This window comes from Meiothermus taiwanensis WR-220, assembly GCF_003568585.1.
GTDB classification, from domain to species: domain Bacteria; phylum Deinococcota; class Deinococci; order Deinococcales; family Thermaceae; genus Meiothermus; species Meiothermus taiwanensis.
On sequence record NZ_CP021130.1, the window covers coordinates 55,503 to 78,765 of the forward strand.

Annotated in this window: 25 protein-coding genes; 12 read left to right on the forward strand and 13 right to left on the reverse strand. The window is 63.1% G+C overall.

The window, feature by feature from the left end:
• Window positions 1-24: 24 nt before the first annotated feature.
• Window positions 25-999, forward strand: coding sequence for a GNAT family N-acetyltransferase (locus MTAI_RS00315; RefSeq protein WP_027888114.1), 975 nt, complete (start codon window positions 25-27; stop codon window positions 997-999).
• Here the strand turns inward: MTAI_RS00315 and MTAI_RS00320 are convergent.
• Both MTAI_RS00320 and MTAI_RS00325 read right to left on the reverse strand, forming a co-directional pair.
• A complete protein-coding gene (locus MTAI_RS00320) occupies window positions 986-1,516 on the reverse strand; it encodes a chromate transporter (RefSeq protein WP_027888113.1) in 531 nt (176 codons plus the stop codon). The genes MTAI_RS00315 and MTAI_RS00320 overlap by 14 nt on opposite strands.
• Window positions 1,503-2,096, reverse strand: coding sequence for a chromate transporter (locus MTAI_RS00325; protein ID WP_027888112.1), 594 nt, complete (start codon window positions 2,094-2,096; stop codon window positions 1,503-1,505). Before MTAI_RS00325 ends, MTAI_RS00320 begins: the two co-directional genes overlap by 14 nt.
• 22 nt (window positions 2,097-2,118) lie before the next feature.
• Here MTAI_RS00325 and MTAI_RS00330 point away from each other — a divergent pair, with 22 nt between their 5' ends.
• Both MTAI_RS00330 and MTAI_RS00335 read left to right on the forward strand, forming a co-directional pair.
• Window positions 2,119-2,907 (forward strand): metallophosphoesterase family protein, encoded by a 789-nt coding sequence (locus MTAI_RS00330; RefSeq protein WP_223299751.1) that lies wholly within the window; start codon window positions 2,119-2,121, stop codon window positions 2,905-2,907.
• A 19-nt stretch (window positions 2,908-2,926) separates the two neighbouring features.
• On the forward strand, window positions 2,927-3,994 hold the full coding sequence (locus tag MTAI_RS00335) for a C45 family autoproteolytic acyltransferase/hydrolase (RefSeq protein ID WP_051349833.1): 1,068 nt from the start codon (window positions 2,927-2,929) through the stop codon (window positions 3,992-3,994).
• A gap of 427 nt (window positions 3,995-4,421) precedes the next feature.
• Here the strand turns inward: MTAI_RS00335 and MTAI_RS00340 are convergent, their stop codons facing one another.
• Window positions 4,422-4,784 (reverse strand): hypothetical protein, encoded by a 363-nt coding sequence (locus MTAI_RS00340; RefSeq protein ID WP_027888109.1) that lies wholly within the window; start codon window positions 4,782-4,784, stop codon window positions 4,422-4,424.
• An 82-nt stretch (window positions 4,785-4,866) separates the two neighbouring features.
• On the opposite strand from MTAI_RS00340, the gene MTAI_RS00345 reads away from it, so the two are divergent.
• Window positions 4,867-5,373 carry a hypothetical protein gene (locus MTAI_RS00345; RefSeq protein ID WP_027888108.1) on the forward strand — a complete coding sequence of 169 codons (507 nt, stop codon included), beginning with the start codon at window positions 4,867-4,869 and terminating at the stop codon, window positions 5,371-5,373.
• A 7-nt stretch (window positions 5,374-5,380) separates the two neighbouring features.
• On the opposite strand, the gene hrpB is transcribed toward MTAI_RS00345, so the two are convergent.
• On the reverse strand, window positions 5,381-7,861 hold the full coding sequence (hrpB, locus tag MTAI_RS00350) for an ATP-dependent helicase HrpB (protein ID WP_027888107.1): 2,481 nt from the start codon (window positions 7,859-7,861) through the stop codon (window positions 5,381-5,383).
• Between the two features lie 65 nt (window positions 7,862-7,926).
• On the opposite strand from hrpB, the gene MTAI_RS00355 reads away from it, so the two are divergent.
• From MTAI_RS00355 to MTAI_RS00370, 4 genes are all read left to right on the forward strand, one after another.
• Window positions 7,927-8,148: a hypothetical protein gene (locus tag MTAI_RS00355; RefSeq protein ID WP_027888106.1), complete on the forward strand. Its 222-nt coding sequence runs from the start codon at window positions 7,927-7,929 to the stop codon at window positions 8,146-8,148.
• 141 nt (window positions 8,149-8,289) lie between these two features.
• A complete protein-coding gene (locus MTAI_RS00360; RefSeq protein ID WP_027888105.1) occupies window positions 8,290-8,493 on the forward strand; it encodes a hypothetical protein in 204 nt (67 codons plus the stop codon).
• Window positions 8,494-8,594: 101 nt separating this feature from the next.
• Entirely contained in the window at window positions 8,595-9,794 is a 1,200-nt protein-coding gene (locus MTAI_RS00365) for an anion transporter (protein ID WP_182482376.1), read from the forward strand.
• Window positions 9,775-10,437 (forward strand): tRNA (adenine(22)-N(1))-methyltransferase, encoded by a 663-nt coding sequence (locus tag MTAI_RS00370; RefSeq protein ID WP_027888103.1) that lies wholly within the window; start codon window positions 9,775-9,777, stop codon window positions 10,435-10,437. Before MTAI_RS00365 ends, MTAI_RS00370 begins: the two co-directional genes overlap by 20 nt.
• On the opposite strand, the gene MTAI_RS00375 is transcribed toward MTAI_RS00370, so the two are convergent.
• The 6 genes from MTAI_RS00375 to MTAI_RS00400 form a co-directional block, all read right to left on the reverse strand.
• A complete protein-coding gene (locus MTAI_RS00375) occupies window positions 10,434-10,916 on the reverse strand; it encodes a DUF6691 family protein (protein WP_027888102.1) in 483 nt (160 codons plus the stop codon). The genes MTAI_RS00370 and MTAI_RS00375 overlap by 4 nt on opposite strands.
• Window positions 10,917-10,919: 3 nt before the next feature.
• A complete protein-coding gene (locus MTAI_RS00380) occupies window positions 10,920-11,483 on the reverse strand; it encodes a YeeE/YedE family protein (protein ID WP_027888101.1) in 564 nt (187 codons plus the stop codon).
• 94 nt (window positions 11,484-11,577) lie between these two features.
• Window positions 11,578-12,873, reverse strand: coding sequence for a PEGA domain-containing protein (locus MTAI_RS00385; protein ID WP_027888100.1), 1,296 nt, complete (start codon window positions 12,871-12,873; stop codon window positions 11,578-11,580).
• 23 nt (window positions 12,874-12,896) lie between these two features.
• A complete protein-coding gene (locus tag MTAI_RS00390; protein ID WP_027888099.1) occupies window positions 12,897-13,280 on the reverse strand; it encodes a hypothetical protein in 384 nt (127 codons plus the stop codon).
• An 18-nt stretch (window positions 13,281-13,298) separates the two neighbouring features.
• Window positions 13,299-13,808, reverse strand: a complete 510-nt coding sequence (locus tag MTAI_RS00395) for a hypothetical protein (RefSeq protein ID WP_081698394.1) — start codon at window positions 13,806-13,808, stop codon at window positions 13,299-13,301.
• A 128-nt stretch (window positions 13,809-13,936) separates the two neighbouring features.
• The gene (locus tag MTAI_RS00400) at window positions 13,937-15,244 is read right to left on the reverse strand and encodes an E3 binding domain-containing protein (protein ID WP_027888098.1); all 1,308 of its coding nucleotides are present in this window, start codon (window positions 15,242-15,244) and stop codon (window positions 13,937-13,939) included.
• A 124-nt stretch (window positions 15,245-15,368) separates the two neighbouring features.
• Here MTAI_RS00400 and MTAI_RS00405 point away from each other — a divergent pair, with 124 nt between their 5' ends.
• Window positions 15,369-16,442 carry an aminopeptidase gene (locus MTAI_RS00405; RefSeq protein ID WP_027888097.1) on the forward strand — a complete coding sequence of 358 codons (1,074 nt, stop codon included), beginning with the start codon at window positions 15,369-15,371 and terminating at the stop codon, window positions 16,440-16,442.
• 215 nt (window positions 16,443-16,657) lie between these two features.
• On the opposite strand, the gene MTAI_RS00410 is transcribed toward MTAI_RS00405, so the two are convergent.
• The 3 genes from MTAI_RS00410 to MTAI_RS00420 form a co-directional block, all read right to left on the reverse strand.
• Window positions 16,658-18,334 (reverse strand): 30S ribosomal protein S1, encoded by a 1,677-nt coding sequence (locus MTAI_RS00410; protein WP_027888096.1) that lies wholly within the window; start codon window positions 18,332-18,334, stop codon window positions 16,658-16,660.
• A 264-nt stretch (window positions 18,335-18,598) separates the two neighbouring features.
• Complete coding sequence (moaD, locus tag MTAI_RS00415) at window positions 18,599-19,306, reverse strand: molybdopterin converting factor subunit 1 (protein WP_027888095.1); 708 nt, start codon at window positions 19,304-19,306, stop codon at window positions 18,599-18,601.
• 68 nt (window positions 19,307-19,374) lie between these two features.
• Window positions 19,375-20,280 (reverse strand): DeoR family transcriptional regulator, encoded by a 906-nt coding sequence (locus tag MTAI_RS00420; protein WP_027888094.1) that lies wholly within the window; start codon window positions 20,278-20,280, stop codon window positions 19,375-19,377.
• 258 nt (window positions 20,281-20,538) lie between these two features.
• Between MTAI_RS00420 and MTAI_RS00425 the strand changes: the two genes are divergently transcribed.
• From MTAI_RS00425 to rlmB, 3 genes are all read left to right on the forward strand, one after another.
• The gene (locus tag MTAI_RS00425) at window positions 20,539-21,900 is read left to right on the forward strand and encodes an ammonium transporter (protein WP_027888093.1); all 1,362 of its coding nucleotides are present in this window, start codon (window positions 20,539-20,541) and stop codon (window positions 21,898-21,900) included.
• An 11-nt stretch (window positions 21,901-21,911) separates the two neighbouring features.
• Window positions 21,912-22,262 (forward strand): P-II family nitrogen regulator, encoded by a 351-nt coding sequence (locus MTAI_RS00430; RefSeq protein ID WP_027888092.1) that lies wholly within the window; start codon window positions 21,912-21,914, stop codon window positions 22,260-22,262.
• A 263-nt stretch (window positions 22,263-22,525) separates the two neighbouring features.
• Window positions 22,526-23,242 carry a 23S rRNA (guanosine(2251)-2'-O)-methyltransferase RlmB gene (rlmB, locus tag MTAI_RS00435; RefSeq protein WP_027888091.1) on the forward strand — a complete coding sequence of 239 codons (717 nt, stop codon included), beginning with the start codon at window positions 22,526-22,528 and terminating at the stop codon, window positions 23,240-23,242.
• Window positions 23,243-23,263 lie beyond the last annotated feature (21 nt).

A 23,263-nucleotide genomic window follows, 5' to 3' on the forward strand; every position in this document is an offset into this window, starting at 1 on the left:
TCTAGCTTAGCATCCGAGGAAAATATGCGTAACCCGAAGATTCGCCCTTTTGAAGCACACGACTACCCGGCCATCGCCGAGGTGCTGCAGGCGGCCTGGCCCGATGAGGCCCAGAGCGTAGACCGGCTGCGCGAGGACGACCGCCATGCCCCGGAAATCAAGTGGGGGCGCTTTGTGGCCGAGCTGGAGGGACAGATGGTGGGGGTGGCCCATTACACCCAGTTTGAGGGCATGTACCACCCGCAAAAGTTTGGGGTCTGGGTCACGGTACATCCTGCTTTCCGCAGCCAGGGGATTGGCAAAGCCCTGTACCGGGTTGTGCTCGAGGCCCTGCAACCCCACGACCCCATCTCGATTCTGAGCACCACCCGCGAAGACCAGCCCCAGGCCATGGCCTGGCTCAAAAAGCTGGGCTACGCCGAGAAGATGAAGTACTGGGAGTCGCGCCTGGATGTGCGGAACTTCGACTTTGCTTCGTGGGCCGGCAAGATCGAGGCGGTGGAGGCCGCCGGTTTCCAGCTCAAAAGCCTGAAGGAGCTGGAGGCCGACCCCCAGCACCGGCAGAAGCTCTACGACCTCTGGCTCGAGGCCCGCCTGGATGTCCCCCGCCCTGGAGAATTAAGCGAGGTGCGCTTCGAGGACTACTGCAAGTGGGTGTTCGAGAGCAGCTACTACCTGCCCGAAGGCCATTTCGTGGCCGTAGACCCCCACACGGGGCAGTACGTGGCCCTGAGCACCCTCTGGAAAACCGACGGCGACTATCTGCAAACCGGCCTCACCGGCACCCGCCGGGCCTACCGCCGCAAGGGCCTGGCCCTGGCCCTCAAACTCAAGGCCATCAAGCTTGCTCAAACTTTGGGCATCCGCGAGATCCGTACCGGCAACGAGTCGAACAACCGGGCCATGCTGGCCATCAACGAGGCCCTGGGCTTTGTGAAGCAGCCCATCTGGATCGACTACCTGCTGACCCTGCGGGAAGAGACCCCTAGCCCGTCGTGAGCCCCAGCAAAAGCCCCAGCAGCCCCCCGCCGGCAATAACCCAGACCACCCCCAGGCCGCGGTAGATCAGGTAACAGGCCACAAGCACCCCCAGGCCCCAGAAGAGCGTGTCCACGCTGAGCTGAACCAGCACCAGCACCATGCTGGCGCTCAGGCCCATGCTGATGGGCACCAGGGCCTTGCGCAGGGCCCGGCTCCACCGGGCTTTGGACATCCAGGCCCAGCCCCAGACCAGCCACATGGCCCCCACCGCGCCCGGCAAGAACATGCCCAAAGCAGCGGCCAGGGCCCCGCCCAGCCCCGCGGCGCTCAGGCCATAGAACAGCACCGCCAGCATGTTGGGCCCCGGTACGAACTGCCCCAGGGCAAAACCGTCGGCAAACTCCTGCCGGGTTACCCAGCCGTTGCCGATGATGACCCGGGCCATCTCGGGCAGGTTGGCCATGCCCCCGCCAAAGCTGAGCACCCCAAAGCGCAAAAAGGCCAGGAAGACCTCGAGGATCTCACCCACGTTCATCGGCCTCCATCCCCTGGCTCGCCCGAGGGTGGGCTGAATTTTCCGCGGCCTCTTGCCAGTACAACCCCATCCCCACCGGCACCGTGAGCAGCAGCACCAGCAGCAGCGGCCAGTGCAGCAGGCCATAGGTCACAAACACCACCAGGGCCAGCCCCACGGCCTTGAGGGAGTCCAGCGCGATGGGGGCCTGGTGCAGCATGGTGGCCAGAATCAGGCCGATGGCCGCCGCCGCCACCCCGTTGAGGGCGCTCTCGGCCAGTGAGCCGGGCACCGCCCCAAAGCGAAAATAAGCAAAGCTCAAAAGCAGCATCAGGGTGGCCCCCGGGGCCAGAACCCCCAGCAGAGCCAGGACACCCCCCAGCACCCCACCCAGCCGCGCCCCGATATGGGCGGCGGTGTTGGCAAAGACCGGCCCCGGCAGGACGCGGCACAGCGCGGTGGTTTCCAGAAACTCCCGCTCCTCCATCCAGCGGTGCTTTAGCACGATGCTCTGATAAATCTGGGCCTGTCCGCCCCCGCCAAAAGCCACCAAACCCACCTGCAAAAAAGCCAGAAATAGTCGGCTGCGCGGCACTTTCACGCTTTGGATGATACACTGTCGGATGGTGCACTACGTCGTCGGCGACATCCACGGCTGCCTTCAACCCCTCATCCGGCTCCTGCAGCGCGAGGGGTTTATCGGCGAGGGGCTCGAGTGGGCTGGGGGCACCAATCAACTCTGGTTCCTGGGCGACTACACCGACCGCGGCCCCGATGGGGTGGGGGTGATTGAGCTTTTGATGCGCCTGGAGCGCGAGGCCCGCGCTGCCGGGGGCGCTGTGCACGCCCTCTTGGGCAACCACGACCTGATGCTGCTGGCCGCGTACCACTTTACCGATACCGAGATCCCCAGCTTCAAGCGCCAGGGCCAGAGCGTGACCTTTTACGAAATCTGGCAATATGTGGGGGGTAAAGCACGCGACCTCAAGCGCCTTGGCGAGGCCCATGTCGAGTGGCTCTCCAACCGCCCGGCCCTGGCCCTGGTTGAAAACACCCTGCTGATGCACGCCGACAGCTTGTTTTATCTGGAATGGGGCAACAGCCTGGAGCAGATCAACCGCAGCCTGTACGAGGTTTTGCACTCCGACAGGGTCGAAACATGGGATCACCTGTCCGAGCAGTTCACCAGCCGGTTTGCTTTTATCGAGGGAGGCATCGCTCTGACCGAGCAGTTTCTGGGGCAGCTGGGCGGCCGGCGGCTGGTGCACGGCCACACGCCCATCTACAGCCTGACCAAGCAACGGCCCCAGGAGGTGCTCTATCCGCTGGAGTACAACGACGGCCTGTGTTTCAACGTGGATCACGCCCTGTGGCGCAGGGGGCCGGGGTTTACATTCCACCTGGGCCCCTAGGCCCATAATATCGGTGGATATGCTGCCTTATCTGCAACTCTCCGGCCCCCCCTACGAGCAGGGCCACCAGCAAGGAACCGCCTGGGCCGAGCAGATCGCCCACAACCTCGAGCTCTACTTTCGCCGCTTCGAGGTGGAGTGCAGGCTCTCCCCCAGCGAGGCCCGCGCACGGGGGGGCCGCTACCTCCAGGCCATCCGGGAACAAAACCCAGCTTACGCGCAGGGCCTCGAGGGCATCGCCGCAGGATCCGGCCAACCCCTGGTCGACATCGCCACCCTCAACGTGCGCTACGAGATCGTCTACTACCAGTTCGCCCACGAGGCCCCCAACGGCTGCACCGCCTTTGCCCTGATGCCCGCCCACAGCGCCGACGGCCACCTGTGGCTGGGCCAGAACTGGGACTGGATGGAAGGGGTAAAGGGGGCCTTGCAGCACATCACCGAGCCCGACGGAACCCGCATCCTGGCCTTTACCGAGGCCGGCATTTTCGGCGGCAAGATTGGGCTCAACTCCCATGGTCTGGGCCTGTGCATCAACGGGCTGGTCTCGCTGGGCGACAACTGGGCCGGGCTGGGCAAGCCCTTCCACCTGCGCACCTATGAGGTGTTGCGGCAGAAAACCCTCGCAGAGGCGCAGAAGATTCTTGTCGCCGAACCGCGAACCGCCTCGGGCAACTTCCTCCTGGGCCAGGGGGAGCGGGCCGTGGATATAGAGGTCTCGCCCAAGGCCGTTGCCCTCTGGCAGGACGAGCGCCAGCTGGTGCACGCCAACCACTACCTGGCCCCCGAGCGCTACGGCATCGAGGTGCCGCCCATCGAGTGGCTCGACCGCTCCCACCACCGGGCCGAGCGCCTGGCCCTGCGGCTGAGTGAGGTGGAAAAACCCGGCCTGGAAGACCTGCAGGCCGCCCTGCGCGATCGGGAGGGGGCCCCCTACGCGGTCTGCCGCACCGCCAGCCCGGAGGAATACGCGCTGGGTGAGCCCTACCGCACCATCGTTTCGGTGATCATGAACCTGGGGACAAAGGAGCTCTGGATCTCCGACGGGCCCCCGCACGAGAACCCCTATGTGCGCTACCAGGTTTAGCCAGGCGCATCCTCCAGCGGATTAAGAAACCACACCCCCTCCAGCACTGCACCCGTGGGAAAGTCCTGCCGGGCGCACCAGTCTCAAGACATACCGCCCTTGGTGGCTGCTCGAGGCCAGCCGGCAAATTCAGATGCCGGTAGCGGCCCTGCAGAGGCTATCTTTATTGAATCCTGGAGCACAAACTCGCTACGCTCAGCGAAGAAAGCGTATCCCGTTGGTCGGGTTGATGCGCTGCCGGAAGGCGGCGAACTAACCGAATCTGGTATTACTCGGGTGAGGGGCGGCTTATGGATGGCCTCTGGGGTGATGGCCGTTCAGTCGAGGAAGGCCTAGGAGCCAGAGCGGTGCTCGAGCGGCCCGGCTTGGTCATCCTGGCGTTCTGGGTGTTTTTTGAAGAAAAGATGCTCTCGATGTCCCGGAAGCATCACCTCAGGTTGAGCACCGGGCAATCGTCGAGCTGCACGGCGGTGGCGGGGCCAGGGGTGCGGATGCGGTACTCGCCGGCGCTACCAGTTTCCCAAGTGGAAGCGGTGATGTTGCCCTGGTCGGTGTAGACCAGGATGCGCTCTGCCGAGCCGGTGATGGTCAAGCGAATCTCGTTTGCACCTTGAGCTACTTGCGTGATCTGGCCCAGGCAGGTAGAAGCGGGGGTGGTGGCCGGTGCTGGAGCGGGCACCTGGGTTGCCAGGGGCTCTTCTGGCTGTGGCCGGGTGAAGAGGAAGGCGAAGTATCCGATTAGAGCAGTCAGCAGCACCAGGCGCAGCGGGTTCAGTTTCTTATCGTCCATGCTTCTAATCTTTAGGTTAGCAAATTTTTGAGACGACCCTGTTCGGGACAAAAGTCCAGATGACCCATGGCATCTTAGGCGCATGGAGAGGCTGCAGCGAACACCCCGTCCGTTCGACCGCCTTGACCGCAGAATTACGCGCTTTTTAGCTCGCAATAGCCTGGGCATGCTGCGGGTGAGCCTGGGGTTGGTTTTCCTTTGGTTTGGCCTGCTGAAATTTTTCCCAGGGCTCAGCCCGGCTCAGGATCTTGCGGGCCGCACCATCGAGGTGCTCTCCTTCGGGCTGCTTCCACCTGCCTGGGGGCTTCTAATACTGGCTGCGTGGGAAAGCCTGATCGGTCTTGGATTGATCTTTGCGCACCCGCAGGGTTTTGTGATGCGGGCCACCTTACTGCTCATGGCTTTGCAGATGCTGGGCACGCTCTTGCCGGTCTTCTTCTTTCCGGCGGAAGTATTTACCCGCTTTCCCTACGCGCCCACTTTAGAGGGGCAGTACATCATCAAAAACCTGGTGCTGGTGGCGGCCGGCATGGTGGTTGGTGCGACAGTGCGTGGGGGGTATCTGGAACCAGAGCCTGCCGAGCCGTAGGCGCTTCTCACCGCGGCTTGGTTTTTCGGGTGGGCTCGGCGTTCCAGGGATCCTCGGGCCAGGGGTGCTTGCTGTAGCGCCCGCGCAGCTCCTTGCGAACCTCGGGGTAGGTGTTGTTCCAGAAGCTCTTGAGATCCTGGGTCACCTGGATGGGCCGCCCGGCGGGGGAGAGCAGGTGCAGCAAAACCGGGGTGCGGCCCTCGTTGACGGTGGGGGTATCGGCCAGGCCAAAGAGCTCCTGTAGCTTGACCGCCAGCACCGGCGGGCTGCCATCGGGGCTGTAGGTGAGCTTGATTTTCGAGCCGCTGGGCACCTCGAGCCTCGTAGGAGCCAGCGCCTCCAGGCGGGCCGGTAGAGGCCAGGGCAGAAGCCCGCCCAGCAGGCTTTGGAGCTCGAGCCGGCCAAAGTCCTCGCGGCGCGAGACCCCGTCCAGCCAGGGGGCCAGCCAGTCCTCGAGGGTCTCCAGCAGGTGGGCGTCCGAGACATCGGGCCAGCCCTCCTCAGGCCGCCAGCGGCGCAGGCTCAGCACGCGGGCCTGCCACTGGCGCAGCGCTTCCGTCCAGGGCAGAAGCCCCAAACCCTCGCTGCGAACTGCTTGGCACAGCACCTCGCGGCGCCTGGCGGGCTCGAGGTGGGCCAGGGGCTCTTTGGATAGCACCACCTCCCCAATCCGCAGCTCGCGCTGGGCTACCAGAACCCCGTTGCGGGCGTCCCAGGCGATATGCTCCACGGGACGGGCCAGGGGGGCCAGACGCTCGGGCTCGACCGGAGCAGCCAGAAAGATGCGCCCTTCCTCCTGGCCGGCATCCAGATGGGCCACGGCCAGCCAGGGGGTGCCGGCCAGGGGGTCGTCCTCGCCCAGCCGTACCCCGCGCCCCCCCGAGAGCCGGTAGCGCAGGCGGTCGCCCTCGCGCAGCTGGGCCAGGCGATCGGGGTAGGCCTGGGCCACCAGCAGGCCCACCGTGTGCGGGTCGGGGGGGCGGTTGTCGGTTGTCACCCCCAGCCGCTTGCGCCACTCCTGGCTGAGGCGCTCCACCCTGGACAGCGCGCCGGTCTCGGCACCGTGCAAAGCCTGCCGGGTCTGGCGCCAGTGCCGCAGGGCTTCGATCCGCAGGCCCAGGTCGGCCCCGGCCTCGCGGGGCAGGGGGTCGCGCTCCTCCAGCAGCGCCGCCAAGTCGGCGGCGAGGGCGCCCTGCCCCAAAGCCAGACCCTCCAGCAGCAGATGGGCCAGCCGGGGGTGGGTGGGCCACTCGAGCAGGGCCTTGCCCCGCTCGGTCAGGGTGTGGTTTTCCAGCGCCCCCAGGGCCTCGAGCAGATCGCGGGCCTGCCGCAAAGCCCCGGCGGGGGGCGGTGTGACCCAGTCCAGGGCGTAGGGATCCTGCACCCCCCAGCGGGCCAGCTCGAGCACCAAGGAGGCCAGGTCGGCTTCCAGAATCTCCGGTCGGCGCTGGGGTAGTAGCTGTGCATCGGTGGCCGGGCTCCACAGGCGGTAGCAGACCCCCGGCCCCAGGCGCCCGGCCCGCCCGGCCCGCTGCTGGGCAGCATCGCGGGTGACCCGCACGGTGACCAGGCGGGTGAGGCCGCTGCGTGCCTCGAAACGTGGAAGCCTCGAGTACCCCGAGTCCACCACCACCCGGATGCCCTCGATGGTCAGGCTGGTCTCGGCGATGGAGGTCGCCAGCACCACCTTGCGTTGCCTCGGATCGGGCAGGATGGCGGCCTGCTGGGCGGCCAGGGGCAGGTCGCCATAAAGCGGGGTGATTTTTATCTCGGGATGCCGCTCGGTCAGCAGCCGCTCTACACGGGCAATCTCAGCCACCCCCGGCAGAAAGACCAGCACATCGCCCGCATGCTCGGCCAGGGCCCGCGAGACCGCAGCGGCCACCACCCCCGGCAGGGGGCCCTCGGGGTCACGGGGCAGGTAGCGGATCTCTACCGGGTACTGCCGGCCTTCCGCGGTTAGCACGGGGGCTTGTAAAAACGTGCCCAGCCCCTCTGCATCCAGGGTGGCCGACATCAGCAAGAGGCGCAGATCCGGGCGCAGGGCCTGCTGCACCTCGCGGCACAGCACCAGGCCCAGATCGGCCTGCAGGCTGCGCTCGTGGAACTCGTCGAAGAGGATCAGCCCCACCCCTTCCAGGCCGGGGTCCTGTTGCAGGCGGCGGGTCAGGATGCCCTCGGTGAGCACCTCGATGCGGGTGGCGGGCCCCACCCGCCGCTCGAAGCGCACCTGGTAGCCCACGGTCTGGCCCACCGGCTCCCCCAGCAGGTCGGCCATGCGGGCCGCCACGTTGCGGGCGGCCAGGCGGCGGGGCTGGAGCATCCAGATCTTCTGGCCCTCGAGCCAGGGCTCGTGGAGCAGTTCCAGCGGCAGCACCGTGCTCTTGCCCGCACCGGGCGGGGCTTGCAGGATGGCCGTGCGATGCGTGTCCAGGGCCTTTCGCAGCGCGGGTAAAACAGAATAGATGGGCAGACTGGTATCGGACATGGCCCCAACTTCCCTGGTATTTTTGCACAGGCCCGGGCCAGCCGGGGTGCTAACCTGGGCACAATATGTTCGGATTTATTTGGTTCCTATTCACGGTATTTGCGGCTTTTGCGGCTGCTCAACTGGTGCGAAGGCCCCGTTTATGGCGCACCGAAGCACCGGCTCTGGGTGAGGTGGTATCGGTCTGGTTGATTCTGACCCTGGTGATGGCAGGTGCTCTGGTGGGCCTGCGGGAGCTGCTGGTGCAGTTCTGGCCCCAAAGCCCGGCCGGGCTGAGCTCTCGATAAGGCCTGGCGCCCCTTGGCCCTGCGCTAGTAAACCAAGAAGCGGCACCCTATTAGGCTGAGAAGTCTAAGAAACGCTCGAGGCCGTTTTGCTGTCGAATTTCGACATGGCCTTTGGTTTTTCTCCGCTATTTTTATCTGAGTATGAGCAGAATCGAAGAATACCTGCCCTGGGCCGAGATTTTTATCCAGACCCGGCGGGTGGTGGCGGTGCGGGTGGATGCTGAGCGCGGTGAGTACGAAGCCCTGAGTGAGACCGGCTCGAGCTACTTTATCGAGCGGCTCGAGCAGGCCCAGGCCCTGCTACGGGTGTTGCAGACGGCCGAGCAGCGCACTGAAAAGGTCTGATACGGGTTTGGGCATGGGGGGCCTCTGACCGGGGGCTCCCTGCGCCTTTTGGGCTTGCCCCCAGCGCCCAAGCGTGTGAGAAAATTTGGATGGGGTTTGGGATGAACGGGGTGGAACTGCTCGCCTATCTGGTGCTGGGCCTGACCTACCTGGGCCTGGGCCTGGGCTACTGGCCCGGCTACCGCATGAACCGTGCGGCCATCGCCCTTACCGGGGCTGCTTTTCTGATTGTGCTGGGCGTGCTCGACTTCGAGCAGGCCTGGCGGGCCCTGGAGCCCCATACCCTGGGGTTTTTGTTTGGGGTGATGGTGCTCAACACCCACCTGGCCTATGCGGGGTTTTTTCAGCTGACGCTGAATGGGCTGGTGCACCTGGCCCGCTCGCCGCTGGGCCTCCTGGTCTGGCTTACCTTTGGCACCGGCCTGCTGTCGGCGCTCTTCCTCAACGACACCATCGCCATCCTCTTCACCCCGCTGGTGCTGGCCCTCACCCGCACCCTGGGGCTGCCGCCCGTACCCTACCTGCTGGCCCTGGCCGGGGCTACCAACCTGGGCAGTGTGGCCACCCTGACCGGCAACCCCCAGAACATTGTGGTGGGAAGCCTGTCCGGGATTACCTACCTGGACTTTGCCGCGGCCCTGACCCCGGTGGCCCTGCTGGGCCTGGCGGTGCAGGTGGGGCTTTTGTACGCGCTGTACCCGGCGGTGCGCTCGAGGGCCCCCCTGCCGCCCCTGCCGCCCTTGCGCTTCCGCTTCAACCGGGCGCTTTTGTTCAAGGGGGTCTGGATTACCCTGGCCCTGCTGGCCGCCTTTGTGCTGGGCTACCCGCTGGCCCAGGCCGCCCTGATTGCCGCGGGGCTGTTGCTGTGGAGCCGCCGCATCCGTTCGGAGCGCTTTTTTATGCGGGTGGACTGGGAGCTGTTGGTGATGTTCTCGGGCCTGTTCATGGTCACGGCCGCGGTCAAGAAGCTGGGCATCCTGGCCCTGCTGGAGCCCCTGGCCGCCACCGCCCCCGGCCTGGTGGGGGTGACGGTGCTGCTCTCCAACCTAATCTCCAACGTGCCGGCGGTGCTGCTGCTGTACCCCTTGATTCCGGCGGGGGATACCCAGGGCTGGCTGCTGCTGGCGGCGGCCTCCACCCTGGCGGGCAACCTGACCCTTTTGGGTTCGGTGGCCAACCTGATTGTGGCCGAGGCGGCCCGGCGCGAGGGCTACCACCTGGGTTTTGGGGAGCACCTGCGCTTTGGCCTGCCGCTCACGCTGGTAACGCTGCTGGTGGCCTATGCCTGGATCTACCGCTAAACTCGAGCCCCGCCTACAAGCGGTGGCCCAGGAAATAAGCGCCCCGACCCACGCCGACATCGGCTCCGACCACGCCCTGCTGCCCCGCTACCTGCTCCTGAGCGGGCGGGTAGAGCGGGTGATCGTGGTGGAGAAGCACAGGGGGCCCTGGGAGAACTCGAGGCGGGCTTTGCAGGGCCTCTGCGCGGAGGTGCGGCTGGGCGACGGGCTGGGGCCTTTGGAACCGGGCGAGGCCGACTCGCTGAGTCTGTGCGGGATGGGGGCCCGCCTGATGGTTCAGATTCTCTCGGCCCACCCCGAGCGGCTACCGCCCCGCCTGGTGCTCCAGCCCAACGACAGCGCCCTGCCCCTGCGCCGCTGGGCGCTGGAAGCCGGCTACGCCCTGGTCAACGAACAGATGGTGCAGGGCTTCTGGCGCTACAGCATCCTGACCCTGGCGCGGGGGCCCTGTACGGCCTACCAAGGGCTGCCGCTCGAGGCCGCCCTGCGCTATGGGCCGCTGCTGCTCAAGGCCCGGCATCCTCTGTTATGGGCCGAACTGCAAGCCAGACGGCAACACCTAGCCAGGCTGCCGCAGGTAGAACGGGTGCGGCAGGAGCAAACCGACCTCGAGCAGGCCCTGGCCTTTTGGGAACCGGATTAGTGCGGCAGGTGGCGCTGCACCAGGCCATACACATAGGTGCCCAGCAGCGCCCCCAGCAGGATCACCAGCGCCCCGGCATAGCCGCTGCCCAAGAGCGCGTAGATGGGGCCGGGGCAGGCCCCCACCAGCCCCCAGCCCAGCCCAAACACCACCCCGCCCAGCAGATAGCGGTAGCGCCCGGGGTCGGCGGGCCGCACGCGCAGGGGCTCACCGTCGCGCGACCTCACCTCCAGTTTCCGCAGGAGCCACAGCGAGAGGGACGCGGTGAGCACCGCGCTGCCAATCACCCCGTACATGTGAAACGACTCGAAGCGGAACATCTCGTAGATGCGGTACCACGAGGCAATCTCGCTGCGGATGGCCACTATGCCAAAGAAAGCCCCGGCCAGCAGGTAGGGTAGGTACGCCAGCAGGCCCACCGCGCCGGGGGTGTGGGCTTTGCTTTGCAGCTCGAACTCGTCACGAATCGGGAGTGCCATGCTTCACCTCAGGAGACCCAGGGCCCAGGGCAGGATGAAATGGGCCGCGACCAGGCCGCCCGCGAAAAAGCCCAGGGTGGCCAGCAGGGAGGGCAGTTGTAGCGCGGCCAGCCCCGTAATGGAGTGGCCCGAGGTGCACCCCGCCGCCCAGCGGGCCCCAAAGCCAATCAAAAAGCCGCCCAGGAGCAAAAACAAGAACCCCACCGGACTCAACACCGCCTGCCAGGAGAACAATTCTTTGGGCAGAAAACCCGAATCCGCCGAGACCCCCATCTGCTGAAGGGCCCCTGCGGTCTGGGGATTAAGCTGCACCGGGTTGGGGTTGGCCAGTAGCACCCCCGCCACAAACCCCCCCAGCACGATGCCCAGCACAAAGGCCAGGTTCCAGCTTTCGGCCCGCCAGTTGTACTGGAAGAAGGGCAGCCGGCTGCCCAGCGCGGCGCACACGTGCCGCAGCGAAGAGGAGATGCCAAAGCGCCGGTTGCCAATCAGGAGCAGTAGGGGTACGGTCAGGCCAATCAAGGGGCCGGCCACGTACCAGGGCCAGGGCTGGGTTAGCCATTCCATAGAAGCTCATTGTGGGGCAAAAACTGATAAAGATTGTAAAGTGATTTGCAAAAAGAGCGCCTCGAGCCCTCTGGCAGCTCGAGGCACCGAAAAACTAAATCCGGCAGTTCGAGAGCACCACCTGCCCCCGTACAATCAGGCGGCCTACCTGCCCGATCTCCCAGGTGTAGATGTTGTTGGAATAGACCAGCTCCGCGCCGCTACGCACCAGGGGCAGGGTCTGGAAGGCCCCGTCGTAGAACAGGCGCACCTGGCTGCTGCTGATGTAGTTGACCACCAGCGTGCCGCCCTGGCAGGTGTAGGTGAAGGAGCCCGAGGGTGGGCGCACCGGCTGAACCGGTTGGACGGGCTGCACGGGTTGCACCGGCTGGACGGGCTGAACCGGTGGTGGTGGGGGCGCAATGCTGATCAGGTTGGCGGTCAGGCGCGTGGTGCGGCCCGCCTGAATGGTAACCAGGGTGCGGAAGGGGCTGAACCCGCCGCGGCGCAGTTCCACCGTGTAGCTACCGGGGTTGAGGGTGATGTTGAGGGGGGTGTTGCCCACCACCCGGCCATTGATGAGCACCTGTGCGCCCGAGGGGTTGCTCTCCACCGACAAAACGCCGGTGGGCGGTGGGGTGGCGACGAGGGTCAGGTTGAGCCGCGTAACCTGGCCGGCCTGGATGGTAAAGGCCGTGCGCAGGGGGTTGTAGCCGCTGCGGCGCAGCTCGAGGTTGTACCTACCCGGCAGCAGCTCGAGGGTGAGGGGCGTAGTACCCACCAAGCGCCCGTTGATAAGCGCCTGGGCCCCGCTGGGGGTGCTGTTGAGCGACAGGGTACCGGTGCTGGGCGGGGGCGGGGGCAGTTGCCCGGCAATGAAATAGGCCTCATCGGTCACCCAGTCGTTGGTGGGGATGGGCGTAACCACAATCGAGAGGGCCCGGGCCAGGTTGCTCTCGCCCTGGATGCGGGCCCGCCCGGTCTGGATGTCCACAATCTCCGAAACGTCCAGCGGACGGCGGCTGGCCACTGCCAGCACCCTGTCCTGCCCCGCCGGGCCTTCCACCGTAAAGGTGTAGGGGGCCCCGATGCCGGGGAAGGTGCGCACCTCGCCGGCCTGGAGGAAGTTTTGCTGCTCGAAGGCGTTGGGCAGAATCCCGTTGATCTCGCCGGTGGCCCGCACGCTGAAGAGGTACACAAAAGCCGGCTGCGTAACCTGCACCGAGATCTGGATGTTCTCGCCAAACTGGTAAACCGGGTTGCCGGTTTTGCCCGGATCCTTATCCACCCAGACCCGCACCTGCAGGTCTTGTGGAGGGGTGGGGTTCACAATGATGCTTTGAGGACGCAAAGGCTGTGCCAAGGCCGAAGAAAGCAATGCCAGGCCCAATATGCCGATGATTTTTTTCATACCGCCTCCGCTCGTGTGATTTTTTACAGAGCGCAATTGCTAAGCACCACCTGGCCCCGCACCGTAAGAGTGCCACGGCTGCCCGTCCACTCCCAGGTATAAGCACCCCCGGCCCCGCCGCTAAACAGCAGGGTGGGGCTGCGCCGCACCAGGCTCAGGTTCTGGAAGGCGCCATCGTAGAACAGCCGCAGGTTGTTGCTGTCCAGGTAGTTCACCACCAGCGTCCCCCCGCTGCAGCGGTAGGTGAAGGTGCCGGGGCCGGGCGTCACAATGCTGGGCTGTACCGGGGTAACCGGCGTAACGGGCTGCACCGGCTGGACGGGTCGCCGGGGTTCGTCCTCTTCCACCAGAAGGATGCACGAAGAAAGGGCAAAAGCCAGCAAAAGAAGCAAAAGCGGGCGAAGCATAGGATTCAAAAGTCCTTTCTAGGGGCAGTTGGCATAGGTAATGTAGGTGTAGGTTCCGCGATAGGTGATGCCTGCAGTGTTGACCACTTCCACCGTCACCTCGGTTGCACCGTTTATGGCAGCGCGGGGTGGGTTGGTAGTGACAGGGGGGGGAAGGGTGGGAACTACCACTATCGAAAACGGTTGCAAGCTTTGTGGAATGCCTGTATCACCGAAGGTAAGTTTACCAACAAAAGTATATCTGCCACCTGAATAGTTTAGATCTGATTTCGGACGAAGTACTGGCAATTCTCTTCCTGAGATTTCTCCTCGATAAATCTCAGTGATGGTTCGAATGCGATCTGGACTGGGTCCGCTGAAGCTATAGCGTATGTAGCTGTCTTGGTTGGTGCAGAACACATAGGCTCCATCGGTTGTACGCTGCCAGTTGCTGTCGAAACGGAAGTTAGATACCGGTAAGTCGACCACAACAATGCAGCTCGAGAGCACCAGCGGCAGCAAAAGCAGAAGCCAGGGTGTTTTCCTCATGCCTCGAGCCTAGCACAAGCCCCCCCCTGTGCCTAGTTGCGGACGAGTTATCTTAAAGCGAGCTTAATCAAACTATCTACAGGATGTTTTTATTGCAAGTTTTGCACAAGCGCCGATTGGCCTGTGGGTTAGGCCAGCAGGATGGGGCGCTCGAGGTAGTAGGCGATGCGCTCCAAGAGCTTTCCGGCCTGGTCGGCTTGCATATCACCCGAAAGCGAGAGCAAAGCATGGCCGCCGCTGGCCCGGCCCAGGGTGAGGGTGGAGAGGCCAGGGAAGATGACCTGATCGAAGGCGCTGTCCGCCAGCGAGAGCACCACCAGCCCTTCGGCGGGTTCAGAGGCCATGCGCAGCGAGTCCAGGGTGCCCCGCAACGACTGGGCGGGGGCCACCCGCAGGCTTTTGAGCTCGTTGCCCTCGAGGCGGCCTTTGGTGGGGCGCAGGGGGGTTTGAGTGTCGGATAGGGCTTTGTCAACCGCCCGGTACAGCAGAGCGTCCAGCCCCACCTCCATGTGCCAGGCCTCGCTCAGGGTTTGGGCGGCCTCTTGTGCGGGAGCAATGGCTACCAGCCGCTGCCAGGCCTGAACCCGCAGCATGTGGGTGCTGGGCGTAGCTTCCGCGCCAGGAGCGATGCCTAGACCGGTGTCGGCGAAAGGGGTGGGTATGGCAGCCGCAGGGGGTGTCGGGGGCGCTTCGACCGGGGGTTGATACCCAGGGGTGGGTGGAGGCTCGGCTTCAGCCAGGCGGGGTTCGGGGACGTTGGTGAAGCTCATGCCGGGCGCTAAGGGTTCGGGTGCAGGGGGAGGAACCTCGGGGGCGGTCAGAACCTCCTGGGTTTCCCAGATTAGCTTGTTGGCGCTGCTGGGGGGCTCGAGGTCGGGCTCACTGGGCAAGGGGGGCAGGCTGGCCAGCTCGGGGTTGACCTCGGGGAGCGGGCTTAGAGGCTCGGGCTCCTCCCACTGGAGGGTGGAAAGAGGCCCGGTGCTTACGAGCGGCTCTGGCTCTTCAAAATTGGGTACGATTTCAGGCTCGGAGGCCAGCGTGGGGGCTTCCTCGAAGGCCGCGCTGGCCGGGGGTACCGGAGGGGGAGGGGTGGGCTCGAGGTCGAGGTCGAACTCGATGTCTTCCAGGGTGGGCAGGGCCGATGCCGGTGGTGGGGGGGTGCTGGGGCTCGAGGGCACCAGATCGCCAAGCTGCACCCCTTCCTTCTGCAGAACCGCCTGGGCCTGGGTCATGTCGGGAACGACGCTGGCCGGAGGGGCCGTCTCCTCGGGGGTGGGCGGCAGGTTGACCTCACCCGCCATAACCTTTGCCAGGAAGGCTAGGATATCACGCTCTACCACCGTGCCGTCGGGGCCGGTGCCCTTAATTTGACGCCAGTCTATGCCGTTCTCTTCCGCCAGACGACGGGCCAGCGGTGTGATTTTGACTTCGCTCATGCTTTTTACATCATAGCGCAGAAGTGGTGAATTTCACGTGCATATGCGCCTGAGGATTTCGACAGGGTAATTTGCTCGATGTGCTGGGCAAAATTCCAACGGTCTCCGGTATAACTTTGAGGATATGGAAGGCCGCTTTGCCTGGTTACTGGCGCGCTACTGCCTGGACTTGCAACCGGGTCAGACCGTGCTGATTGAAGCTGAACCCGCCGCCCTCCCCTTGCTCGAGGCCCTGCATGAGGTGGTTTTGCAGTGTGGTGCCTACCCCATTGTGCAGCTATTTCCGGCGGCGGTCTCGAGGCCCTTCTTTATGCTGGGCGAGGCCTGGCTGGATCGGCCCCCAAGACCCCAGATGCAGCTCATGGAACAGGTGGATGCCAGCCTACGCATCGAGAGCGCCCAGAATCCGCTCGAGCTCAGCGAGGTGCCCCCAGCCCGCATAGCCCAGTTTGAAGCAGGCTGGCGGCCCTACAAACAGATGCGGGCCCGCAAGCGCTGGTGTCTGACCCTATACCCCACCGCTGGCTATGCCCAGCAGGCCGGCATGTCCACCGCTGGGTTCCGGGCCTTGGTGGAGCGGGCCTTGTACCTCGACCGGCCCGATCCCATTGCGGCCTGGCACGAACTTTCGGCATTCCAGGCCGCCCTCATCGAGCGGCTGCGTAAGGTAAAGGAACTCCGCATCCAGGCCGACGGAACCGACCTGCGCTTATCGGTGGAAGGGCGCACCTGGATCAACTCCGACGGCAAGCGCAACATGCCCAGCGGTGAGGTGTTTACCAGCCCGCTCGAGGCCTCGGTTGAGGGCCAGGTACACTTCAACCTGCCAGTGGTGGTATCGGGGCAGCGGGTGGAGGGGGTGCGCCTATTTTTTCGGGAAGGGCGGGTGGTAGAGGCCAGCGCTCAGACCGGCGAGCAATACCTGCTGAAAATGCTCGAGGCCGACCCAGGAGCCCGCTGCTTGGGCGAGCTGGGCATCGGCACCAACTTCGGTATCACTCACCCCACCGGCCTCATCCTCTACGACGAAAAAATCGGCGGCACGGTGCACCTGGCTTTGGGCCAGAGCTACCCCGAAACCGGCGGAACCAACACCTCCTCGATCCACTGGGATCTGATCCTGGACTTGCGCCAGGGGGGGCGTCTTCTGGCCGATGGGGTGGTTTTGCAGGAAAATGGGCGGTTTTTGGGGTTTTAATACCAGACTCGCTTAGTTCGGCGCTGGAAGGCGGCGCACCAACCCGACCGAAGGGAGTGCTCTAGGATTCAAAAAGATAGCCTCTGGAGGTCTTTGCTTTGGAAGATTATCTTTTTGAATCCGGTATGACTGGCTTTTGGGAGCCGTATCACCAAACGCCGATCTCCATGAAAATAGCCGCCCACCTGGGCGGCTGCTGTCTGGCAGAGTAATGGTTAGGCCTTTTCTTTGTCTTTGTCCTCTTCCAGCGCAAGCTGGCTCAGGAGATCGCCGAACACATCACCGAGCTTCACGTTGGTGTTGGAGGTAGCCACCACGCTGGGATCGTAGTTGGTATAGGAGGCGGCCCCACCACCCATGCCGTACTCGTAGTCGTGGTCGCGGCTGCGCCCTTCGCGAGCCCCACCCTTGCTCTTCGAACGCTTGGGGCGCTCGCCTTCTTTGCCCTCGCGGCGGTTCTTGCGACCCTCGCCTTCCTCGCCGCCGGGGATGCTGACTGCATGGGCCGGAGGAGGTAGCAGGCGTTTGCGTGAGAGGCTGATGCGCTGCTCTACCGGGTCAATCTGGAGGATGGCCGCCTCAACCTCGTCGCCCTTCTTGAAGATCTCGGAAGGCTTCTCGACGCGCTCGTAGGCTAGCTCGGAGACGTGAATCAGGCCTTCGATGCCCGGCTCGATCTCTACAAACACCCCGAAGTCGGTGAGGCCTGTGACCTTGCCCTTGACTGGGGTGCCCGGGGGGTAGCGGTCGGGTAGGCTCTTCCAGGGGTCGGGTTGGGTCTGCTTTAAGCCCAGCGAGAGCCGGCGCTCCTCCGGGTCAATGCGCAGAACCTGGGCCTCAACCTCCTGGCCCTCTTTCAAGATCTCGCCAGGGTGCTTGGGGCGCTTGGTCCAGGACAGCTCGGAGATGTGAATCAGACCCTCGAGGCCGGGCTCCACCTCCACAAAGGCCCCGAACTGGGTTAGGCCTACCACCTTGCCAATGAGCCTGGAGCCCACGGGGTATTTTTCTGAGACGGTCAGCCAGGGATCCTGGGAGAGGGCTTTCATCGAGAGGTTGACCCGTTCGCGCTCGGTGTCCACCGAGAGCACCTTGGCTTTGACGGTCTGGCCCTTCTGCACCACATCCTTGGGGTGATTGAAGCGGCCCCAGGTGATTTCGCTGCGGTGCACCAGGCCATCCACGCCGCCTAAAGCCACAAACACGCCAAAATCGGTGACCTCAACCACCTGGCCCTCGACAATGTCGCCCTCTTTCAAGCTGGCGAGTATCCGGCTCCGGGCTGCTTTTTGCTCAGCTTCCAGCACCGTACGGCGCGACAGGATAATCCGGCCCTTTTTGCGATTAAGCTCGATGATTTTGACCAAAAAGCTCTGGCCTACATACTCGTCGAGCTCGGGGGTGCGCTTCAGATCCACCTGGCTGGCAGGCAGGAAGGCGCGAAGGCCCTCAATGGTTGCTACCAGACCCCCTTTGACCTTTTCCTTAACCTGCACCATTACCGGTTCGCCCTGCTCGTAGAGGGCCTGAATCTTGACCCAGCTCTGGTCGGCCTCGGCCCTCTTTTTAGAGAGCACCACCTGGCCGTTCTCGAGGTCGGCCCGAACCACGTAAGCAGTCACGGTATCCCCTGGCTTGAGGAGATTCTTGAGCTCCTCTTCAGACAGGTTCTCCTCGGTGAGCTGATTGAACGGAATAACGGCTTCGGTGCGCGCCCCGATGTCTACCATCACGCCGTCGTTGGTGACGAACACCACTGTGCCGGTGACAATCTGGCCGCGCTGGACGGTCTTCTCGAGCCTTGCCTCTGCGTCCTGCAGGGCCTGCTCCATGCTAAAAGCTTGGGGTTCTTTTCCAGTTTCCACTGGAGTCTGGGTAGCTTGGTCTTCCATTCGCCTGTTTCCTCTCTGCCTTTGCCGTTCGTCGCGCTAAAACCCCGCCCAGATTGCTCTGGGACTGGGCTGTGGATGGTCTGCGCGACGGGTTGTCTCCCCAGGGACTCTAGACCCTATGCTGAGACATACCTGTCATTTATAGCATAGGCGCTCGCGTTTGTCCAACGCGACAGGACAATTGGGGTGTTGTAGATACTCAGTCCAGGGCGGTCTTTCTCATGCTTTGCATTGAGGCTTCCCGACAGGAGGCTGTAAAGGGTGTTAAAGGCGGTGTTCCTCCGATGCATGCCCCTCTACCCAATGGGAGCCGTCGGGCAGGAATTCCTTTTTCCAAACCGGAAGAATTTGTTTGACCCGCTCAATGGCATAGCGGCAGGCTTCGAAAGCCTCGGGGCGGTGGGGTGCCGAGACCACTATTAAGATCGAGCTTTCACCCGGCAGCACCCGGCCCAGGCGGTGCCACAAGGCCACACGGCCCAGCACCCAGCGCGTGCGCATCTCGGCGATAATCTGCTGCATTACCTTCTCGGCCATGCTGGGGTAGGCCTCGTACTCCAGATGGCTCACCACTAGGCCTTTGTTGGGGCTACGGGTGGTGCCCAGAAAGCTGACCACCGCGCCGTAGGGTTCGTCTGAAGCCCAGTCTATCCAGGGTTGTAGGGCCAGGGCTTCGTAGGTCAGGCCAAAGCTTTCGTTTCCGCTTGCCAGGGCTGGATCGGCAGCGTGTGTAGTGGATCCGCCCGATACTGGTGGTAAGAAGGCCAGCTCGTCACCGTCCTTGAGTGGCTGGTGGGGTTGGGCGAGCTGTTCGTTGATGGCAGCCAGTCCACCGCTGAGCTGCAGGGGATACTGGGCTTCCAGCAGGGCTTTGACATCGGCCACGGTGGAACCTTCGGGCAGCTCGAGCTGCAGCCGGGCCTGGCCGGCCTGCTCACGGAAAAGGGCAAACAACAACACCTGTACGCGCATATTTAAAAGAATAGTCCAGGGCTGTGGTTTAGATGCATAGGGTTGAGAGCGCCTCCAGTATGGCCTGGTCACTTTCCCATGTACACCTGGCTCATGGTAAAAGCTACCGATAAGGCCCTTTCGTAGCGCATGCGAACCGGGCCTAGAAGGGTCAGCTCGCCGATCTGGTCGTTGATCTTAATGCCGGCTTGCACCAACGAAAGCCCTTCATTTTCACCAACCCGAACATTCACACCGCCGGGCGGGGTAAAGGTGGAGTCGCTGGGGGACTCGAACACCGCAATGGCTTGGCGCAGGAATAGAGGGTTTTGGGCTTCGGGCTCACTAAGCAAGAGGCCCATTCCCTCGCGGTACTCTTCTTGGCTGCCCTGGGCGAAGGCCCTTCCGATGGATTCGTACAGTTCCATCATGGCAGGTGTGCTGGCCTTAACCGGCCCGTTGGCCTTGTACAAGCGTTGCTCGGCCTCATTGAGCTGGGCTTCGGTGGGTGTGAAGGACAGCTCGATACGGGCTTCGCGAACCCGTCCACCTTCCAGCACTGCCACCGCCAAAACTTTGCCAGATGTCAGGTTGGAAAGGTGCACCTGCAAAAGCTTGGGTGCGCGCTGAGGCCGTAGCCGCAGGGTAGCGGGGTAGCCGGCTAACTTGGAGGCTACCTGCACCAGCAGCGTTTCTCGCCTTGGGCCGGCATCCTCCAGCACCTGGGCTAGTTTCTCCAGCATGGCCTGGGGCAAGGGGTTGGGGGGTAGTTTGGAGAGCGCGTAGTGATGGAATCCGGCGCGGGTGGGTACACGACCTGCCGAAGTATGCGGTTTGCCGATTAAGCCTTGTTGCTCGAGCTCAATCAGCTCATACCGCACGGTGGCCGGCGAAAGCGACAACTGCTGGGCCAGCACCCCCGAAGGCACGGGGGCTTGGGTCTGGATGTAGGTATCTACCAGAAGGTGCAGTATGCGCCGCTGCCGCTCGGTCATGCTCGAATTCTAGTTTAGAGCCAAATGGGTTGTAGGGGGTATGGTGGATTGCATTGTAGGACAGCTCGCGGTGGCCCGGCGCATGAATCCAGGGTATGTCAAATTTTTTCTGGACATCTGGCATATATTGTCCAAAATAAGGCGACTTACATTACAGTAAATTGCATAGTGTAAATAAAAATATTAACAGATGTCACAAAAAGCATTGACAATTTGTACAATCCATCGGTAGCCTAGTGCTCAGGAGGTGAAGGGTTGATGAAAAACCTTCGACTACCGCTTGGCTTGACGGTATTGCTGGGTGGCCTGGCTTTCGCCCAAGACCCTGAGTTCAACGCTGCCGACACCGCCTGGATGCTGGTAGCCACCGGCCTGGTTCTGCTAATGACGCCAGCGCTGGCTTTCTTTTATGGGGGGATGGTTCGTTCTAAAAACGCCCTTAACACCATGATGATGAGCTTCTCGGCGCTGGGCTTTGTGGCCGTGGCCTGGGCCTTGCTGGGCTACACCCTGGCCCTCTCCGGGGATGGCAACTTCATTGGCGACCTGCGTTACGTGTTCTTAAATAACGTGGGTATGGAGAACAAGGGGGCGATTGTTTCCCTCACCATTCCCCACATGCTCTGGATGATCTTCCAGGGAACCTTTGCCATCATCACCGCTGCTCTAATCTCGGGGGCGGTGGTCGAGCGGATGCGCTTCCCGGCCTTTTTGCTGTTCGTCACCCTCTGGAGCCTTTTGGTCTACGCCCCCATTGCCAAGTGGGTCTGGGGGGGCGGTTTTCTGGCTGATCTGGGGGCCTGGGACTTTGCTGGCGGTACGGTGGTGCATATCAACTCCGGGATTGCCGCGGTGGTGGCGGCCCTGGTGCTGGGGGCCCGTAAAGACTTCGGACGGCAGGCCATCCTGCCGCACAACGTGCCTTTTGTTTTGCTGGGAGCTGCGCTGCTGTGGTTTGGCTGGTTTGGCTTCAATGCCGGCAGCGCCTGGGCGGCCAGTGCTACGGCCGGGCTGGCCCTCACCAACACCATCCTGGCCCCTGCTGCGACCATTGTGGTGTGGTCGCTTATTGATCTGTTGCGCACGGGGCGGGTGACCGCCGTGGGGTTGGCTACTGCGATTGTGGTGGGCCTGGTGGTAATTACCCCTGCGGCTGCTTTTGTCGCCCCCTTCTACGCACTGGTGATGGGGGCGATTGGAGCCTTCCCCAGCTATTTTGTGCTCTTATGGCGGGCTAGGAGCGGGATGGATGACTCGTTGGATGTGTTTGCAGCGCACGGGATTGGCGGTATTACGGGCGCGATCCTGACCGGGGTGTTTGCGCAAAAGTCGGTCAACGGTTTGTTTGATGGCCTGATTGCAGGCAATCCTGCCCAGGTGCTGATCCAGGCCTTCGCCGTGCTTATAGCGGTGGTGTACAGCGGAGCTATAACCTTTGTGTTGCTTAAGCTGGTGGGGGCCATCACCCCCCTCAAGGCGACTGCCAAGGAAGAAGGGGTGGGCATGGATGTCAGCCAGCATGGTGAAGAGGCCTACACCAGCGGTGAAGGGGCCATCCTGGTAAAGAGCGAGACCGTTCTACCGGCTGCCAGACCCAAGCCAGCGGGTGGCACCGACTAAGGGAGGGCTTGATGAAGCTGATTGTTGCCATTATCCGGAGCGAAAAGCTCAACGATGTACTCGAGGCCCTCTTCAAGGCCGAGGTGCGGGGTTTATCCATCAGCCGCATACAGGGGCACGGTGGCGAGACCGAGCGGGTTGAAACCTACCGGGGCACCACCGTAAAGATGGAGCTTTCCGAAAAGGTTCGGCTGGAAATTGGCGTTTCGGACCACTTTGTTGAGCCAACTGTGCGGGCTATCCTGACCGGGGCCCGCACCGGCGAGGTGGGGGACGGCAAAATTTTTGTGATCCCGGTAGAGAAGGTTTACCGCATTCGCACTGGCGAGGAGGATACTGCTGCGGTGACGCCGGTCTCGTAGCTCGAGCCGCGTGTGCAGAAACCTGGGTCGTCAGGACTGATACGCATTCCGGCAGTATCGTTAACTTTTGAAAGTCTAAACGGTACTGCCGAAATGCTTTTCTATCCCCTTTGTCGGCTTGAATCCTTGACCTCGGACTGCCCATGGCGGTGAAGGATTCAAGCGAAACTGGTATAAAGCGGTTCCCATAAAGAGCCCGGCGATGCTGAAAAAAATCAAAATTTCTGGCCGCCACCAGCTACCGGTCAGTTTAGACTGTTCCCATGTTGATCTATGGGCGCAACCCGGTCTTGGAGGCCTTACGCGAAGGCTGGGTGGAGCAGGTCTGGGTAGCTAAGGGCGTGGAAGCTTGGCTTTTAAGAGAGCTGGACAAACTGGGGGCTTCGTACCAAACGGTACCGCGCATCCAACTCGATCAGATGGTGCGAACCACCCAGCACCAAGGGCTGGTGGCCGAGATTGCAGAGCTTGCCTACGCCGACCTCGAGGCCCCTTTTCGGCTGGCAAAAAAGCGCGGTGAGCAGGTTTTGCTGGTGGTGCTGGACGGCATCACCGACCCACGCAACTATGGGGCCATCATCCGCAGCGCGTTTGCCCTAGGGGCGCATGGAGTGGTAACAGAAGAACGCAGAAGCGCACCGCTGTCTGCCCTGGTGATGAAGGCCTCGGCAGGCACAGCCAGTAAAATCCCTTTGCTACAGGTCAAAAACATTCCTCGCTACCTCGAGCAGCTCAAACAGCAAGGGGTCTGGGTCTACGGCACCAGCGGCAAAGCTGGCAAAACCATCGCCGAACTCGACTACCAGCGCCCCTTGGCCCTTGTAATCGGCTCCGAGGGCGAGGGTATGCGCCGGCTGGTGGCCGAGCACTGCGACGAACTGGCCAGAATCCCTCTATCTGAAGGGGCTGAAAGCCTGAACGCGGCGGTGGCGCTGGGGGTGGTGTTGTACCAGGCAGCAATCAATCGCAGGCCCAGATAAAGCCTCCGCTGTAGCAGCTCG